The 16788-nt window shown below is 60.3% G+C and carries 11 protein-coding genes; 6 read left to right on the top strand and 5 right to left on the bottom strand.

Annotation, left to right across the window (positions count from 1 at the left end):
• Positions 1-179: 179 nt before the first annotated feature.
• On the bottom strand, positions 180-3410 hold the full coding sequence (locus tag Q0X28_RS03480) for a hypothetical protein (protein WP_298576548.1): 3231 nt from the start codon (positions 3408-3410) through the stop codon (positions 180-182).
• A gap of 493 nt (positions 3411-3903) precedes the next feature.
• Between Q0X28_RS03480 and Q0X28_RS03475 the strand changes: the two genes are divergently transcribed.
• Complete coding sequence (locus Q0X28_RS03475; protein WP_298576547.1) at positions 3904-5277, top strand: hypothetical protein; 1374 nt, start codon at positions 3904-3906, stop codon at positions 5275-5277.
• On the opposite strand, the gene Q0X28_RS03470 is transcribed toward Q0X28_RS03475, so the two are convergent.
• Positions 5169-5528, bottom strand: a complete 360-nt coding sequence (locus Q0X28_RS03470) for a DUF5692 family protein (protein ID WP_298576688.1) — start codon at positions 5526-5528, stop codon at positions 5169-5171. The two genes, Q0X28_RS03475 and Q0X28_RS03470, sit on opposite strands and share 109 nt — an antisense overlap.
• Positions 5529-5753: 225 nt before the next feature.
• Here Q0X28_RS03470 and Q0X28_RS03465 point away from each other — a divergent pair, with 225 nt between their 5' ends.
• Positions 5754-6602 (top strand): SDR family NAD(P)-dependent oxidoreductase, encoded by an 849-nt coding sequence (locus tag Q0X28_RS03465; protein ID WP_298576546.1) that lies wholly within the window; start codon positions 5754-5756, stop codon positions 6600-6602.
• A gap of 190 nt (positions 6603-6792) precedes the next feature.
• On the opposite strand, the gene Q0X28_RS03460 is transcribed toward Q0X28_RS03465, so the two are convergent.
• Together Q0X28_RS03460 and Q0X28_RS03455 are read right to left on the bottom strand one after the other, a co-directional pair.
• The gene (locus Q0X28_RS03460; RefSeq protein ID WP_298576545.1) at positions 6793-7824 is read right to left on the bottom strand and encodes a hypothetical protein; all 1032 of its coding nucleotides are present in this window, start codon (positions 7822-7824) and stop codon (positions 6793-6795) included.
• A 229-nt stretch (positions 7825-8053) separates the two neighbouring features.
• Positions 8054-9154, bottom strand: a complete 1101-nt coding sequence (locus Q0X28_RS03455; RefSeq protein ID WP_298576544.1) for a hypothetical protein — start codon at positions 9152-9154, stop codon at positions 8054-8056.
• Between the two features lie 718 nt (positions 9155-9872).
• On the opposite strand from Q0X28_RS03455, the gene Q0X28_RS03450 reads away from it, so the two are divergent.
• The 3 genes from Q0X28_RS03450 to Q0X28_RS03440 all read left to right on the top strand — a co-directional run bounded on the left by Q0X28_RS03450 (position 9873) and on the right by Q0X28_RS03440 (position 15055).
• Positions 9873-11309, top strand: a complete 1437-nt coding sequence (locus Q0X28_RS03450) for an NAD(P)-dependent oxidoreductase (RefSeq protein WP_296239516.1) — start codon at positions 9873-9875, stop codon at positions 11307-11309.
• Positions 11310-11385: 76 nt separating this feature from the next.
• A complete protein-coding gene (locus Q0X28_RS03445) occupies positions 11386-13020 on the top strand; it encodes an FAD-binding protein (RefSeq protein ID WP_298576543.1) in 1635 nt (544 codons plus the stop codon).
• A gap of 145 nt (positions 13021-13165) precedes the next feature.
• The gene (locus tag Q0X28_RS03440; protein ID WP_298576542.1) at positions 13166-15055 is read left to right on the top strand and encodes a glycosyltransferase; all 1890 of its coding nucleotides are present in this window, start codon (positions 13166-13168) and stop codon (positions 15053-15055) included.
• Here the strand turns inward: Q0X28_RS03440 and Q0X28_RS03435 are convergent.
• Positions 15052-16068 carry a hypothetical protein gene (locus tag Q0X28_RS03435; protein WP_298576541.1) on the bottom strand — a complete coding sequence of 339 codons (1017 nt, stop codon included), beginning with the start codon at positions 16066-16068 and terminating at the stop codon, positions 15052-15054. The two genes, Q0X28_RS03440 and Q0X28_RS03435, sit on opposite strands and share 4 nt — an antisense overlap.
• A 91-nt stretch (positions 16069-16159) precedes the next feature.
• Here Q0X28_RS03435 and Q0X28_RS03430 point away from each other — a divergent pair, with 91 nt between their 5' ends.
• Positions 16160-16699, top strand: coding sequence for a GtrA family protein (locus tag Q0X28_RS03430; RefSeq protein ID WP_298576540.1), 540 nt, complete (start codon positions 16160-16162; stop codon positions 16697-16699).
• Positions 16700-16788: the final 89 nt, after the last annotated feature.

Raw genomic sequence — 16788 nt, 5'->3', positions numbered from 1 at the left:
GGACAACACTGTGACGTGTGCCGCCTTGCCAGTGCTGATGACAAAAAACTGGGGTGCCCCGGTCCTTTCGGTGGGGCACCCCAGTTTTTTGTTGTGTTTGTGTGGTGTGGTGCTAGTGGTTTCGTCCAGTGGTGTGCTGGGGGAAATGTAGCGTCACATTCACGTCACCTCTGCGAGTGTTAGGCAGCGAGTGCGTAGTCAGTCTGGGAGTTCCCAGTCCTCTTTGCGCTCTTGTTGGCCTTCTTGGCGTTTCCAGCCTTGGGGGCTTTCTTCGCGTTGTTGGCCTTGTTGCCTTTCTTGACCTTCACAGAGGCGGAAGGAGCAGCATTGCTCTTCTTGTTCTTGTAGTTGGCAACACCAATGGCAGTACCAATGATGGTGCCGAGCACAGCTCCAGCCCCGAGGGCGATTACTGCAACGGTGGCGCCGAAGATAGTTCCGACGACCAGCGCTCCGATCCCTGCGAGGATGAAGTTGAGGGTGAGGGCACCGGGAAGTGCGCCGATGAGGGCGCCGATGCCAGCACCAATGATGGCTGCTACCACGGCTGCGAGTGCACCCAAGACAAGCCCGGTGATGAGACCGCGCTTGGCGTAGGGGAACACGGCGTTGAACGTCATGGTGATTTCCTGGATTTCTTCCTCATCGCTGAGGTCACTGACGGGGAGACCAAGTTCCTTGGCCTTCTTGCGCAGTGCGGGAACAACGATGGTGAGGAAGGTGGCGCCGGAGGTACCGGCAAGGCTACCCACGAGAGCACCAATGATGGAACCGGGGATACCCAGCAGGCTGCCCAAGATGCCGCCAATAAGAGCACCAATAACAGCCGTCACAACACCCAGGATGACCCCAGGAAGGAAACCAACCAGGCCGCCACCGATGGCGCCACCGAGAACGAACCCGAGGAGTTTGCCACCGAGGATGCCCAGAATGACACCAGGGATAACACCAAGGAGACCGTTGATGCCAAGTGCTGGAAGCCAGAAGCCACCGAGCAGACCCGCACCGAGGCCGATAACACGGCCGGCGATGTGGCCGAAGAAGCCACCGGGGAGGATGCCCAGCAGGGCTCCGCCGATCAATCCGAGGAAGCCACCGATCAGAAGCGAGGGGATTGTTCCGAGGATGATGGCACCAATACGGCCAGCAAGGGCTCCAGGCAGTACACCGAGAAGCGCTCCGAGGAGAGCAGCCGGGATACCGAGCAGAGCAGCGCCGTTGAAACCACCGATGAATAATCCAACGATGTGTCCGATGGCGCGGCTAGAAAGACCCAGTCCCAGAGCACCGATAACGGATCCGATGGAACCGGTCAGTGCGACCGAGAGTAGGGGAACTCCAACGAAGCCGCCCAGGACACCTCCAAGCATGGCCAGCCCGAGGCCGAGCAGGTTACCGGGGACCAAGAGACCGCCGACGAGGGCGCCGATGATGCCGCCGATAAGTGCACCCAGAGGGGTAGTACCGAGGGCGAGGAGACCGAAAATTCCGCCGTGAGCAAGGCTACGGACAATCTTCCAACCGAGTACGTTCAGCGCGTAACCGGTGAGCGGAGACAGGAGGGTGAACAGAACACCGAGTCCCCAAGCTCCGCCGACGATCAGCAGTACACCTGCGTATGAAGGCAGGATAGCCATTGCGATCGGCCATACGAAGTTGTAGGCCGCGAACATGCCGAATCCGACCATGCAGATGAATGCTGCCTTGCGGACAAGCCAGACGACCGGGAGGAATAGGAAGTTCGCCACGAACACAATGGGGCCGAGGACAGGAATGAACACGGCCGCGATGAGTCCGAGGGTTACGATCCAACCGGCTAGCCAAATCACTCCAGACGCTGCTGCGAAGAGCCCGACGAGGGCACCGACGACCCACGAGCCAGCGGAGAGGAGGACGAGGACAGCTTGGTAGCCGAGCCATCCAAATCCGAGGGCGAGGGTGACGAGTACCAGCCCGATGGTACCTGGGACCAGGCGACCAATCGGGAACAGGTACAGGAGCGGCAGGAAAACCGACGGAGCTAGGTAGAGCAAAAAGAGTCCAAGCAGGACAAGCGCACCTACTCCAGCGCCAATAGCGGTGGAAATACCAGGGTATAGTCCCAGTCCGAGCCACAACAGCGCGAGGCCAGGCACAACAACGATGGCCAGCGGGCCAGTCAAGAAACCGGCGCTGATAGTTATAGCTGCTGCAATTCCGTACAGAACCCAAATGGTGGCAATGCCGATAACGAGCATGCCGATAAAACCTGCAGCAATAAGTGCTGGTGTGGCGAGCATACGGAGGTACGGCAGGAAGATCGGCCCCAGGATGAAACCTGGAAGACCCAGAGCAAGGTCTACAGGAGAGAGCCACACAAGAAGTTTGCGGCCCAGGCCGAGTAGAAGGGTTGCTCCAAGTACAAGCGCGCCGCTAATGATGGCACCCAAAACTCCTCCAAGAAGGGCGTTCGGAATACCTAGGAGGGCAATTCCGAGTGCCTTTCCGGCAAGTCCTCCAGCAAGCGATGCTAGGGCGGAGCCGGGAAGGAATCCGAGCAGAGCGGCGGGGATGGTGCCAACGAGGGCACCGATTAGTCCGCCGCCAATCAAACCAGCGATGGCTGCGGGGATACCGAAGAGGTGTCCCGTAAACCAACGGCCAATGAGCGAGCCGGCAATAGCTCCCAGAATAGCTGCGGGGATGCCGAACAGGCCGGCACCACCGAGGCTACCCGCAAGAGCACCACCGATAGTTCCCAGGACTTTCGTCCCAATACAACTAGCGATGGCATTCAGGGGTGCACCGAAGAATGCAACAATGGCGGGGCCCACCAGTAGGCTTCCCAGGAGGGATCCTGCAGGGCCGCCCAGGAGGAACCCGAGGGGACCTCCAATGAAAAGGCCTGCAGGAGCGCCGAGAAGAGTAGCGGGTAGGAGGGATGCAAGCAGTCCTACCGTGCCACCTACTAGTGCGCCGGGGATGGTGAGCAGTGGGGCACCGATGAGTGCTCCGGGTACCCCGCCAAGGATGGCGAAGGGCATGCTGCCCACGACGTGTCCGGCGAGGTAGCCGATGGCGGCACCAAGGCCGCCTCCTGCTATTGCGCCGGGGATGGCCGCGAGGGCGCCGATGCCTGCCCCGTCAAGGGCACTGCTTTTGGCGCCTGGTGCGACCTTTTTAACAAATTTTTGAATTTTCTCCTGTGGCGTTTGGTCGTCACTGGAGTTTTGGCCGTTATCGCCCTTCGCACCTTTAGTGTTGTTGGCACCTTTGGTGGTGTCACCCTTGGTGTTGTCACCTTTGGGTGCACTGTTTTTTGTGGTGTTGAGGGAGGGTGTCTTGAGGCCACCCTTAAGAACATCGCGGCCAGCTAAGTTGACGGATTGCGCCAGAAAGTCGAGAACATCACCAGTCGGGACCGCCGGCATGGCCGGCTTATCCTTCTCAAGAAAATCGATAGTTTTCAGACTGTGTGTGGTCGTGTGACTATCGATGCTGAGGACGTTGACGACTGGAGTGGTTTCAGGAGCAGAGGGGGTCCCTCTACTCCTTGAGCTTCTGCCACACCGCCACCAAGGGCGAGTGACAGGGCGGCTGCAGCGGAAGCTACTGTAGCCGCCTTGAAAAAACCTTTCATAGCTTTCTCCAAAGCCGAACAATTGAATAAGTCAAGCACCAATGAGCGTAAAACGCCCACCAGTACCCGCAAATGAGAATATCACTCGGTAATAGGTTTATGGATATCGAAAAAAGCTGTTTGCCGTTGTTCAGTTATTCATTAGACCAGGACAAATTGGTCGTTTGATGGGGGGGGATGGGATGTATGCAGCATTTATGTAATGCAGTGAGTGACCAAGAGATGTAAAGGTGTTTACTAAGCTGTTTCCGAAGTTGTTTTAACGAAACGGTAGAATTATGCACATGGCTGCGTGGCTTTCCTCCAGGTACAACACTGATCGCCCCCTTGTATGCCGCGTGGGCGGCTCTGTCCTACTGCTTACTGTGGGCATCGTGGGTCTGGTGTTCGCCCTCACCCCCGCTAACGCTGTCATCTCTTACCGGCTGTGGGGTCTCGTCACCTCTACTTGTGCTGGGCTTGCGCTACTCTCGCTCGTTGCGGTCGGCAGCTGTCAACGGTCCACCCCACGTGTACGCAGCTGGATCTACGGCATCTTTCTCCTGGCGTCGGCCGCGGGGTCCATGGTCTATGGGGTTATTGTCCGTGCCCAGATGGCGTGCCCGCTGGTGTCCCAAGAATGTGGCGCGAATATGGAAACCGCGGTGGTCGAGCGGGCAGGTCGGCTGCTGCTCCGCACTGGTTCCCCCTACCTGGATGTCGCCAGCTTTCCCCACCCGCACGTGTCGGACTACAACCCCTATTCTCCTCTAATGGCAGTTTTCGGGCTGCCGGCAGGGTGGTGGGGAACCCACTGGTGGACTGACGCCCGTCTCTATACCACCCTGGTGGCGGCACTGGTGCTGCTGGTCACGTGGCTGTTGGCGGGTCGCCCCCGCATCCCCGAAAAAGCTCTCCTCGTGCTAGTGGCAGTACCCCCCGTCACCATGAACGTGGTGGCCGCCGGTTTGGACCTGGTAGTGGTGGCGCTGCTGCTCCTCTGTGTGGTGGCTGCATTCCGGGGGCACTCAGTGTTGGCGGCGCTAGCGGGCGTGGTAGTACTCGGCATGAAGATGACGGCGCTGCCGGTAGTACTCGTGGTTGCTATCTCCTTGGGCTACCGCAGTTGGAAAAGCCGGGTAGCGCGCACGGGTGCGAAGCCAGCTGCACAGGCTGAGGCTGGGCCGGTTTCAGAGGCAGCCGTTGTCACAACCTCGCCGGGGCAGTTCGTCGCCTTCCTCGCGGTGCTGGTGCTCGTCACCCTCGCCGCCTATCTGCCGTTCTACCTGGCTAACCCAGACGCCATGGCGGAGAATATTATTCGCTACACCACTGGTTCCTCCGTGGTGAAGTCCTCCGCACAAGGAGCCACCCCGGGGCAGCTCATCGCGTCCACCGGACCAGTGGGGGTGTGGGTGTCGCGGAGTCTTCTGCTGCTCGCCGGGGTGGCCATGCTGTTGTGGATGGTGAAGTGCCCGCCGGCCACTATGGCACGCACCTTCTGGGTGTGCGCGGTGGGCCTCATGGTAGCCATGCTGCTCATGCCGGCGAGCCGCTTCGGTTACCTTATCTATCCTGCGTTCTTGGCGGCAGGGGCGTTGGTGGCTGGCTCGGCGGCCAGAACGGCCTCTTTGGAGCCTTCCCACACCGGGGCGGACATCGCCTTCACCTCGTCGTAGGCGCCCAGGCCTGCGTAAATATCGTTGGTGTAGGGGTTCATCTTCTTCTTCCACACGCGGTAGAGCATGAAGATAAAGACGGCAATGTTGGTCACCAGCGCGGCGAAGCCCCACACCCACATCACCGTCGGGTTGTAGGTGGAGTGCACGGCGAATTCACCCTTGTCAATGAAGGCGGGGACGGTTTGTGCGAACATGCACCACAGGGCCAGCGTGTGGGCGCGGTGCTGGAGCCAGGCGCCCTTGCCCAGTGTGAAGGCGCAGAGGGTGGGGGCCAGCAGCAGAGCGAAACCACAGTACCAGAGAGACAGCCCACCGCGTTAAGCCAACCCACACGCTACCCAAATGCCGCCACCCCATGAACACCGTTAGTGAATGACTTTAATCACGTTTCAAAGCAAACTTTGCCCCTCCCCCTCACACCTAAACTGAACTACAGAAACACCGCCTTCCACGGCAGCTGGGAGCCGGTTTCTTTGGCAGAACGGAACATCATGAAAAATGTGCTACTAACGGGAGCAGCCGGCGGGCTTGGTAGCAGCGTCGTCACCCTGTTGGCAACAAGGGGCAAATGGCACGTCTACGCCGCCGACATCGACATGGCCGGCCTCGACGCACTCGCCACCAACCTTCCCAACATCACACCTATACATATGGACGTCACCGATGTTGAGAGCGTGCGAGCCGCCCGGAAAGAGATACAACACCACACCGACCACCTGGATGCCATCGTCAATATGGCCGGGTTGTCCGCTTTCGCCTCCCTCATTGAGGGCACTCCCATTGAGGACTGTGAGCGCATCGTCCAGGTGAACGCCCTTGGTATGGTGCGTGTTAACGCCACGTTCTTCGACATGGTGGAGAAGGCCAAAGGCATCATTGTTAATACGTCGTCCTCAACAGGGTGGATGACGGCGCAGCCCTTCGCCGGTGCCTACACCATGTCCAAGAAAGCAGTGGAGGGCTACAACGATTCCCTCCGCCGCGAAGCCATGTACTGTGGGGTGCGCGTGGTGAAAGTTGAGCCTGGCTCCTACGCCACCGACCTCACCCGTAACCTCCGAACAGACTTCGATCGGGTTTACACCAACACCACCCGCTTCAAGAAAGCCCTCTCCACCATGCGACCCATGATGGATAGCACGCTAGAGAATTCCGGCGACCCGCGGGAACTGGCGGAAGTGGTGGTGAAAATTCTGGACACGAAGCACCCGCGCTTGCGCTACCGCAAGAACTCTGGGGCGGCTTTGCTGGCCTTGGAGATGTTCCCAGAGAAAATGGTGGACCTTATCTACCGGCTGCTGCCCTTGATGGCGCGGAACTGACCAAATCGCTGGGTGGGTCCTCCGTGGGCGTCGGCGGCGGTTGAGTGTTCATGGTGTCGCCGCCCTCCCCCGCTGGATCCGCCCCATTAATCACTTCTGTCGGCTCCACCCCATTATCCGATTGCAGCAGTGTGCCCCCTCGACCACGTGTCGAGGGGGCACTTCTATAGTGTGGGGGTGTGGAGGAGAGCTAGCTCTTCTGCTTGCCCTTCTTCTTGACTCCGTAGTAGATGCCGTAGCCGATGCCGCCAGCCGCGGCGAGGCAGACGATGACGATTACGGCGATCAACCAGCCGGGGGTTCCACCGCCCTTAAACTCTTCGGCGTAGATGTCTTGGTCTACGCGTTGGAGTCCGTTGGCGTCAGTTGCGACCGTTGGGTTGGACTCGTTGTTGGTGACGCTTCCGTTCTGTTGGGCGGAGTTGGGGCCTTTCTTTCCGTGGCCGGTGGCATTGGAGGCAGAGTTGGCCTTGCCGGAGGCGCCCGGCTTGCCGAGGGCCGGTTGTGAGCCGGGGGCATTGGTGCCGCTGTTCACGACGGGAACGGTGGCGTATGTTTCCGGCCCGCTTTGGGCTTGGCAGTTGAGCTGGATGGTCAGTTCGCCCAGGATGCTGTCGGTGACGGTTTTCATGGTCATGGCGTTGGCCGGGTTGTTGAATTCGCCGGAGGGGCCCTCCACTGTCAGGTGGACGGTTTTCAGCACGTTGCCGTCTTTGGGGGCTTTCATGGTGATGTCCAGGGCGGGCGGCTGCCAGGCGGTGTCCTTGCCGTTCACGGCGGCGTTCATTCCCGACATCACCAGCATATTGCCGCCGACCAGGCTGACGGTGGCGGGGTTCATCATGAATTTGCCGGGGCCGACGGCTTGGGCGGTGACGAAGGCGCTGGGGTCGTCCAGAGTGAAGCGGACGACGATGTCCTTCAGTTGTTTCATGGTGGCGATGGATTCTTTACCAGGGGTCAACTCTGGCACGTATTGCACGCGGACCACGGTGTTTTCGCCGGCTTTGACGTTGTCGGGGGTGGTGATGACAATGTCAGCGTTCATGGGGCGGGTGACGTTGTATTTCATGGGGGCGCCGTTGGTGCGGCAGGATAGTTTCACCGATTTGGTGACGGTCGCAGCGTGGGCGGCGGGGGCGCCGAGTACTGCGAAGCTTGCTGCGAGGCCAGCCACGAGCGTAGCTGCGGCCAATTTTGTGAACAGGTGGTTTTTGGGCATGCCCTCATTGTAGGGCGGTGAGCAGGGGCTGTAATGCGAAAATTTACCCCTTTATCACTGGTTTTCTGGGAGGTGACGGGTTCGTGTAACGCATCTCACACGAGGAGCGCACCACGCCCGGTGCGTGCCGTGGTAAGCGGAAACCTATAGCCGCGCGCGGCTCTGTACAGCGGCGGTGAGGGGGCGGCTGTAGGTGCCGTACAAGACGGAATCCCGTAGCCGCGCGTTGCTAGTCGTCGTCGCGGTCGCGGTAGTTCTGGTAGAGCTTGTACGCTACGGCGCCCACCGCGCCCACGGCCAACACACTAATGAGGGCGGTCAGCCAGGTGGGGGCTTTGTTGCTCACGGGTGTGACGTCTTCGGCGTACACGTCGCTGTCCAAACGCTGGAGGCCGTCAGGTGTCGTGGTAGTGCCGTCTGTGTTTCCAGCGCCGTGGCCCTCCGTGTTCCCAGTGCCGGTGCCGTCACCTTTGCTGCCAGTGGTGGCGTGAGTGTTTGCGGTTCCCTTGCCGCCGTTCTTGCTGGTGGCGCCGTGGTCGCTACTGTTGTTGCCGTCTTTGCCGGTGGCAGTGCCGTCACCCTTGTGGGAGGTGCCCGCAATACTGTCGGAGACGGGGGTGGAGCTGCTGTCTTTGGCGTCAGTCACCGGGATGGTGAGGACGCTGCTGGCGTCGGACCGGGCTTGGCAGTTCATTTGGACGGTGGTTTCGCCCAGCTCGCTGCGGGTCCGGGCGCGCATGGTCATGGCGTTGGCGGGGTTGTTGAATTTGCCGGCAGCACCTTCGACAGCCAGATGCAGGGTTTTCAGGGGGTCACCGTCGCTGGGGGCAGTGAAGGTGAGTTCCAGGGCGGGTGGGGCCCAGTGGGTGGCGTGGCCGTTGACGTTGACGGCCACGCCGGACAGTACCAGGGTGTTGCCGCCGACCAGACTGATCTGGGGTTGTTTGGCAAGGTTTTTGCCGGCGCTTACGGCGCGGGCGGTGACGAAACTGCTGGGGTCGTTGAGGGTAAAGCGGACGACGATGTCCTGCATGGTTTCCATGGTGGCGATGGACTCGGTGCCAGGGGTGGCGTCGGGCAGGTATTCCACGCGGACGGTGGCTTTGTCGCCGGCCTTGACGCTGTCGGGGCCGCTGACGACGAGGCGTGTGTGCATGTCGCGGGTGACGTTGTATCCCATCGGGGCTCCGTTGGTGCGGCAGGAGAGGGGTGCCGTCTTGGTGGCGGTGGCGGCGTGGGCCTGCGGTGCTCCGATGCTCGCGAAGCTTGTTCCGAGGGCGATGGTGGCAGCGCCCGCAAACAGTTTCTTGAGGAAATACTCACCTGACATGGTTCTCATCTTATGTTACCTAAATCACAATGGGTAGCCGCTCAGAGATTGTTGCAGCTAGGAGCGAATTTTAGCGGATCTGTCAATTTCCCTATATATAAGAGGTCTCTAAGAGGGTGATGAGTCCTGTGGGAGGGGGTGAGAATACCCTCTCATGCCGGGCGGGGCAGAGTGTTCACAGGGGGTAGCTACACTACATTTCACCATCATCTGTAACGAGTTTTTAATGCCTAAAGAGTGTTTAGAAAAGGTAATCAAATAGCCGTGGAGGCCAAAGGGGGTGTTGCCATTAAGTGGTGTGACATTAATTAATCGAAAATCTGACCAAATTCGATCGTAATTCTCCTATAATGGCGCAATTCTGTCTCAACTATAGTTAGGTGACCCTTAATAGTGCTGGTAGGAAGGGTAAAGAATGACGGAAGAAACTGTGGATAAGCCCAAAAATGCCCCTCACGGTCGTTAAACGTGGGCAGAGGCCAGGTAAAAACGACATGACAGGAGATGTCAGCAATGGAAAGTTTTGGCATTTTCACATTGGAATTTCGGTCACAACAATTCCGAAAACTGGCCTCGGCCACTTTATATTTTCGCCGCTCACAGCGTTTTCGCCGGGGACGTTTGTCAATAGTTGCGTAAACCGAGCCAAAAGAATTGGTGTAAACCTAGACTAGTAAACGACATGGCCGTTACACCCCACAACTAGGAGAAGTCCTAAATGGCTCAGAACAAGAAAACGAAAGTTTTTCTGACTGGTGGCTTCGGTAACTGGGGGCGCTTCGCTCTCCGGTCACTGGCTGAAGTGGCAAACAAGGTAGACGTTGTTGCCCTCATTCTCCCCACCGACTACGACAAGAATCCCGATCTCCGCAAGGAATTCGAGGCCCAGGACAACCTGGAAATCGTTATTGGTGACCTCACTGACTACGAGGCCGTCAAGCGCTGCGTCGACGGTGCTGACTATGTGATCCACCTCGGTGGCATGGTCTCCCCGGTTGCTGACGCTAACCACGCCCTTACCCATAAGGTCAACGTTGGTGCCGTTCGTAACATCATCAAGGCTGTCAAGGCTCAGCCGAACCCGGATGAGATCGGCGTTATAGGCATTGGCTCTGTTGCCCAGACCGGCGACCGTAACCCTCCGCACCACTGGGGCCGCGTTGGCGACCCGCTGTGGCCCTCCAAGTTCGAAGAGTACGCACAGTCCAAGATCATCGCCGAGAAGATGCTCATTCACTCCGGTCTGAAGAAGTGGGCCTGGCTCCGCTCCTCCGGCATCTTCCACCCGGGCGTTGTGCTCATTCAGGACCCGATTATGACCCACACCGCCATGAACGGTGTGCTCGAATGGATCCTCGTTGAGGACGCTGCTCGACTGGTCCGTCAGATCGTCACCAACGACAACGTCAACCCCAAGTTCTGGCGTGGCGTATACAACCTCGGTTCCGGCGAACCCTGGCGCTTCACCAACTACGAGATCTACTCCCGCATGGTTGCCGCCTTCGGCGCCGACATGCGCAAGTGGTACGACTTCAACTGGTACGCCAACCGCAACTTCCACGGTCAGTGGTACGCAGACTCCGATTACCTGGAGGAACTCGTTCCCTTCCGTTCCGGTGCTGACCCGCAGAAGGCTATTGACCGTATGGTCAACGCCGCCCCGGCAACCTTCAAGCTCGCTGGCTACGTCCCCGGCCCCATCATTAAGAACTTTGTGATGAAGCCGATCCTCAATGAAGATCGCGGCATGCTGCGCTTCATCAAGCACAAGGATCCTAAGGGCATGTCCGCCTACTTCGGTGGCTACGACGAGTGGAAGAAGATCGGTGACTGGGACTCCTTCGTTCCGCCGAGCCCCTCGAAGGAAGTTACCTACCTCGATCACGGCTACGACGAGAGCAAGGAAATCAAGGACCTCACTGTCAAGGAACTGCAGGAAGCTGCCAAGTTCCGCGGCGGCAAGCTGCTGTCCAAGAAGTACAGCGGCGATCCCTACGAGGCTCTTCGTTGGGAAGGTGCTATGGGCTACGAATTCGACGCCAGCCCATTCGCCGTCCTCAAGGCCGGCCACTGGTGCCCGAAGGAAGTCCGCAACGTTTGGAACTACGACGTCATCGCCGAGCGCAGCCCGTTCCTGGCGCAGCTCGAACTCTGATCTTTCCCCTGATCGTTCTCCGCTTGATAGGCGGAGGGCCTTCAATTCCCCATAAAATTAATTAGGAGGAAATAAGTTGTCTTCTAAGAAGAAACTCATCCCCGACGATTCCTTCGACGTAGTCGTCGTTGGTTTCGGTGGCGCTGGTGCCGCTGCAGCTATCGAGGCTGCAGACAATGGTGCCCGTGTCCTCGCTCTCGACCTCTCCATTGGCGGTGGCGCAACCCGTCTCTCCGGCGGCATCGTCTATGCCGGCGGCGGCACCTCTGTTCAGAAGGGTGCTGGCGTCGAGGACACCGTCGAGAACATGTTCAACTACATCAAGCAGGAAGCTCAGGGCGTTGTCTCCGACGACACCCTCCGCGATTTCTGCGAACAGTCCCCCGGCATGATCGAGTGGCTGAAGGAAAACGGCGTGGGCTTCGACTCCTCGCTGTGCCCCTACAAGGCTTCCTACCCCACCGACAAGCACTACCTGTACTACTCCGGTAACGAGAAGGCCTACCCCTACAACGAGCACGCCTACCCGGCCCCCCGCGGCCACCGTGCCAAGGCCTCCGGCCTGAAGTCCGGCAAGGTACTGTACAACAGCCTCAAGGACTCCGCTCTGAAGAAGGGTGTCACCTTCCTCCCCGTCGCCCGCGTTTCCGATCTGGTTATCGAAAACGGCAAGGTTGTCGGCGTGAAGTTCTCCGCGCTTAACAGCGAGAAGCTTATGAAGCTGCACTGGGTTGTCACCAAACTGACCGCCAAGCTTGGCAACTTCTTCCCCGATCAGATCGGCCGCCCGGCTGACAAGCTCACCGATGCCATCTGGAAGGCTGGCAAGGAAGACTACACCGTCCATTGCGACGCTGTGATTCTCTCCGCTGGTGGCTTCGCCTACAACACCCCGTGGATGGAGAAGTACACCGGTCCTTACGCCAAGATCACCCCGCTGGGAACTGGCGGCGATAGCGGCAAGGGCATCATGCTAGGCCAGAGCGCCGGTGGCGCCATCGCTCAGATGGACAAGGCTACCTCTTGGCGCTTCATCTCCCCGCCGGAGGCCTTCATCGAGGGCGTTTCTGTTGGTACCAACGGCCACCGTGTTACCAACGAAGACCTCTACGGTGCAACCCACTCCAACGTTATGGTCCGTGAGTACGGCGCTAACTGCCGCCTCATCCTCGACCACAACCAGTGGATCAAGGCTCTGAAGCAGGTTCCTTCCCAGTCTCAGATCTTCCACTGGGCAATGGCCCTCTACATCTACACCCTCGGCCACAAGAAGGCGAACACCCTCGAAGAGCTCGCCAAGAAGACCGGTGTGGATCCCGCAGGCCTGCGCAAGACCATTGACGAGTACAACAAGGGCATTGCCGATGGCACCGGCGATCCTTACCACAAGGCTCCGAACCTGACGAGCCCTGTTCTTAAGGCTCCGTTCTACGCCGTCGACATCTCCAACATTCCGAACAACATTCTGAATGGCCTCATGTACCCGGCACCCGGCCTCACCCTCGGTGGCCTCCAGGTAAACGAGAAGACCGGTAACGTCGTGAACGACAAGGGCGAGGACATCCCGGGCCTGTACGCCGCTGGCCGCAACGCCGTCGGTGTCTGCTCCAACTCCTACGTCTCTGGTCTGTCCATTGCTGACTGCTTCTTCTCCGGTCGTCGCGCCGGCCGCAACGCCGCCGCCGCCGCCAAGGAAGCATCCAAGAAGTAATTCCGTTGGCTCATCTCAACTAATTACTGAGGTACATACCTTAAGATTGTCGCCCCAAGCCGCCTGGCTTGGGGCGACACCTCATATATAGGCTAATGTGAGTGGGTAACCCCCTCTTTTTGCCGCATCGGGAAGGTGCCAAGGCATGCTGCTACAGCGCACTCTCTTCACCGGGCCCCGCGCCTGGGTGAACCAAGACCTCTACGCTCGAAACTGCTCCGGCAACGCGCTCCGCGCCCGCCACCACGTCACCATCGACGGCGGGGCAGCACTCACCACCAACACCTACTTCGGCCGCTTCGCCGCCTCCTACTGGCAACGCTGGACCCGCGTCACCGCCGTCGAAGTCACCGGCACCATCTCCGCAGACCCCAACGTCCACACCACCATCCTCGTCCGCGCCTCCGACATCGGCGGCCACGAACGCACCATCGGCGAAGCCATCCACGAAGGCTCTGACACCTTCTCCCTCACCGTCCCCCTTAACAGCTTCCACGACGGCGGCTCCCTCTGGCTCGAATTCACCGCCCGCGAAGGTAAATCCCGCATCAGCGACGTCGAATGGCACTCCCTCACCCTCGCCCCCGCCACCGGCAGCAACGCCGAAGTAGCCGCCGGGGCCACCGGAGACGAAAACTCCCAAGACGCCGTCGCCAACAGCACCTACACTGGCCGCCGTTTCGCCATCGCCGTCTGCACCTTCAACCGGCCCGTCGACTGCGCCGCCACCCTCTCCGCCCTCGCCAACGACAGCCTCGTCCGCACCCTCATCGACGAACTCTACGTCACCGACCAAGGCACCCAACACGTCTGCGAACAGACCAAATTCCAGGAAGCTGCCGAAACCTTCGGCAGCATCCTCCACTACATCCAACAACCCAATCTGGGCGGCGCCGGCGGCTTCACCCGCGGCATCTTCGAAGCCACCGAACACGACACCCCCGTCGACGTCCTCCTCATGGATGACGACGTCCGCGTCGAGCCTGAAACCGTCGTCCGCATGCGCTCCTTCGCGGCCCTCACCCGCACACCCACCATCGTCGGCGCGCAAATGATGTTCCTCTTCAACCCGGACTTCCTCCTCGCCTCCGCCGAAGGCGTCGACCTCCGCTCCCTCCGCCGCGGCACCCTCACCGACCCGCACGGCATCACCAACACCAGCATGGTGGACGGGGAACTACCGGAACGCCGCCTCGACGCCGAATACAACGGCTGGTGGTCCTGCCTCATCCCCTCCGAAGCCGTCCACCGCATGGGCCTCCCCATGCCCTTCTTCTTCCAGTGGGATGACGTCGAATACTCGCTCCGCGGCCGCCGCCACAACATCCCCACCGTCACCCTCCCCGGCGCCGCCGTCTGGCACGCCGACTTCTACTGGAAAGACGTCGACGGGTTCGGCCACTTTTTCTCCATGCGCAACGGCCTCATTACCGCCGCCCTGGAACCCGGATTCGACCCCAAAGCCCTCGCAAAAAACACCCTGGCAGACATTCGCCGCGAAATCCTCGGAATGCAGTACGGTCTGGCCTACACCCACATGGCAGCCGTGCGCGGGTTCCTCCGCGGCCCCGAAGGACTCCACGACGGCGGCCAGGATGCCGTCGCCCGCATCAATAGGGATCGCGCCGAATTCCCGGAGACCCGCCCCACCAACCTGGATGACGTACCCCCGGTAGCCCGCGTTGGCCGCACCGCCCCGCCGCCGGCCGCCCGCTGGGAAAAGGCTGTCATGCTGAAGCGTATCCTGAAGGCAATGTTCAACAAGCGTATCCCCGGCCCCACCATCGTCCCCTACGAGGACGCCGCCTGGTGGAACACCTCCCTGTACCAGGATGTGTATGTGACCGACGCCTCCCAGGCAGTCGTGCGCCGGCGCGCCTTCAAGCGGGACTTGCACCGCCAGCAGACCCACGAGTTGGATGCGCTGATCCGCCGATTCAAGCGGGAAGCAAATGACGTGGCCAAGCAGTACCAGGATGCCTTTGGGGAGTTGACCTCCCGCGCCAACTGGGAACGCCTCTACGGTAAAAACTAGGGACAGCGGCCCGCGGGCACATTCCGCAGCTGGTGCATCAACCACTTCGCCATCCGTGTGAGTAGCACCTGCGCAGACTCCTTCTTTCCGTCCTTCGCGCGCGCCGTCACCGACAGCGTCACGAAGCCGGGCCCGCCCACATCCAGGATCACCATCTGTCGCACAGTGGTGGCGCCCTTCACCGTTACCCAGCCGCTGCTCAATTGAGCCTGGTCGTAATTCGCAAAACCGAACTGCTGGTCCGGGTTTGCGGCCGCCATTGCGGAGCGGATGTACTCCGCCGCCGGGAGACACGCCAAACCGGCCGCAAACCGCACCTGGTTCGCGGGCAGCCACTCGCTGCGCAGCGGCTCCGCCTTCTGCACCTTCGTTACCGTGTCTCCGGCCTGCCGCAAAGCCTCCGTGGTGGCCTTCGCCGCCTGGGCGTCATTGCCCAACGACGCCCACAGACGGGCCGCCGCTTTCGCATCGTTCGCGTTGAGGGCAGTAATCAGGTCCCCGCCCACATCACCGTCACCACCCGACTTCTGAACTGCCGCAAGAGAAATGGGTACGCGCAAAGTTTCCGCCGCTGCCACACTGGGGGCAAACCCAAGCTCCAGGGGAGCAGTGCCGCGCTGGGCGCCCACTGGAAGCAGCGTCATGCTGAGGCTGGCATCCGGGTACTGGGCGATGAAACGCTGCCACTGCTGCTGCAACGCATTGGCCTGCTGGTCGCTAATGGTGGCGGGGCCTTGCCCCTTCGGCACACCGGCTTTGGGGAGCTGGGTAGCGGAACTGCCGGCGGTGCCCTGTGTCCCAGCTGCCCGCTCCTCCGCGGTGGGGATGGTGCAGCCTGCCAAGAGTGATGTAATGAGCCCTAGGCTGAGGAGAGTGCCGCCGATCCGACTGGCGGTGTGACGGTTGGTGGTAGAACGGCCATGAGTGATGGAGCGGCCGTGGGGGATGGAACTGCGGCCTGAGATAGAACTGCGGTCGGAACTGCGGTAAGTGACGGGTTCACGGCGGAGCATAGTGGTCCTCACTCTCCGAGGGGCGCTAGGGATCTCTCTATTTTAGGCCTAGAACTGGGCTTTTGCGCAGCGGCCCGAGTGGCGTGGGTAGATGATTGGGTTTACTCTAGGGAACGTGCAGCAGTTTGAGCAGGATAACCCACCCCTGGGCGACGAGGACTTTATCGCCGATGCCGATGAGGCCATGATGGCCGCAACCAACGTAACGGCTGTCCCGCTGGAAGGGGAGACCCCCCGCACCACCAGCCTAAAAACGCAGATCATCCGCTTTTTCATCACCGGATGCCTGTCTGCCGTAGTGGACTTTGGCCTGCTCCTCCTGCTCTCCCACCTGGGCCTAGACCCCACCGTGGCGAAGGCTATCTCCTTCATTTGCGGCACCACCACCGCCTACATGATTAACCGCCGCTGGACCTTCCAGGCCGCCCACTCGACGAAGCGACTGTTGGCAGTGTGTCTGCTCTACGCCGTCACCTTCGGCTTGAACGTCGGAATTTTCCATGTGGTGTATGAGGCGGCGCTGCCGCTGGGCCACCTGTGGGCGAAGACGATTGGATTTGTCATCGGCCAGGCTGTGGCAACGATTGTGAACTTCGTCGTGCAGCGCACCGTCATCTTCCGCGTCCGCTAACCCCGCTGCCTGCCGGTAACTCTGTTGCCTGCCGGCTAGCTCCCGCGCGGTAACAGCTTGGTAGCAATCCGCTGTGCGGCCGGGGATTC

Origin of the sequence: uncultured Lawsonella sp. (assembly GCF_947252745.1) — a bacterium.
Taxonomy (GTDB): domain Bacteria; phylum Actinomycetota; class Actinomycetes; order Mycobacteriales; family Mycobacteriaceae; genus Lawsonella.
This window is presented reverse-complemented; position numbering and strand designations above follow the sequence as displayed.

Excerpts from the sequence above, each read along its gene's own strand:
- Q0X28_RS03440 (WP_298576542.1), top strand. The coding sequence starts at position 13,166 with ATGCTGCTACAGCGCACTCTCTTCACCGGGCCCCGCGCCTGGGTGAAC.
- Q0X28_RS03480 (WP_298576548.1), bottom strand. The coding sequence starts at position 3,410 with ATGCCGGCGGTCCCGACTGGTGATGTTCTCGACTTTCTGGCGCAATCC.
- Q0X28_RS03475 (WP_298576547.1), top strand. The coding sequence starts at position 3,904 with ATGGCTGCGTGGCTTTCCTCCAGGTACAACACTGATCGCCCCCTTGTA.
- Q0X28_RS03455 (WP_298576544.1), bottom strand. The coding sequence starts at position 9,154 with ATGTCAGGTGAGTATTTCCTCAAGAAACTGTTTGCGGGCGCTGCCACC.
- Q0X28_RS03430 (WP_298576540.1), top strand. The coding sequence starts at position 16,160 with ATGATTGGGTTTACTCTAGGGAACGTGCAGCAGTTTGAGCAGGATAAC.
- Q0X28_RS03460 (WP_298576545.1), bottom strand. The coding sequence starts at position 7,824 with ATGCCCAAAAACCACCTGTTCACAAAATTGGCCGCAGCTACGCTCGTG.
- Q0X28_RS03450 (WP_296239516.1), top strand. The coding sequence starts at position 9,873 with ATGGCTCAGAACAAGAAAACGAAAGTTTTTCTGACTGGTGGCTTCGGT.
- Q0X28_RS03435 (WP_298576541.1), bottom strand. The coding sequence starts at position 16,068 with ATGCTCCGCCGTGAACCCGTCACTTACCGCAGTTCCGACCGCAGTTCT.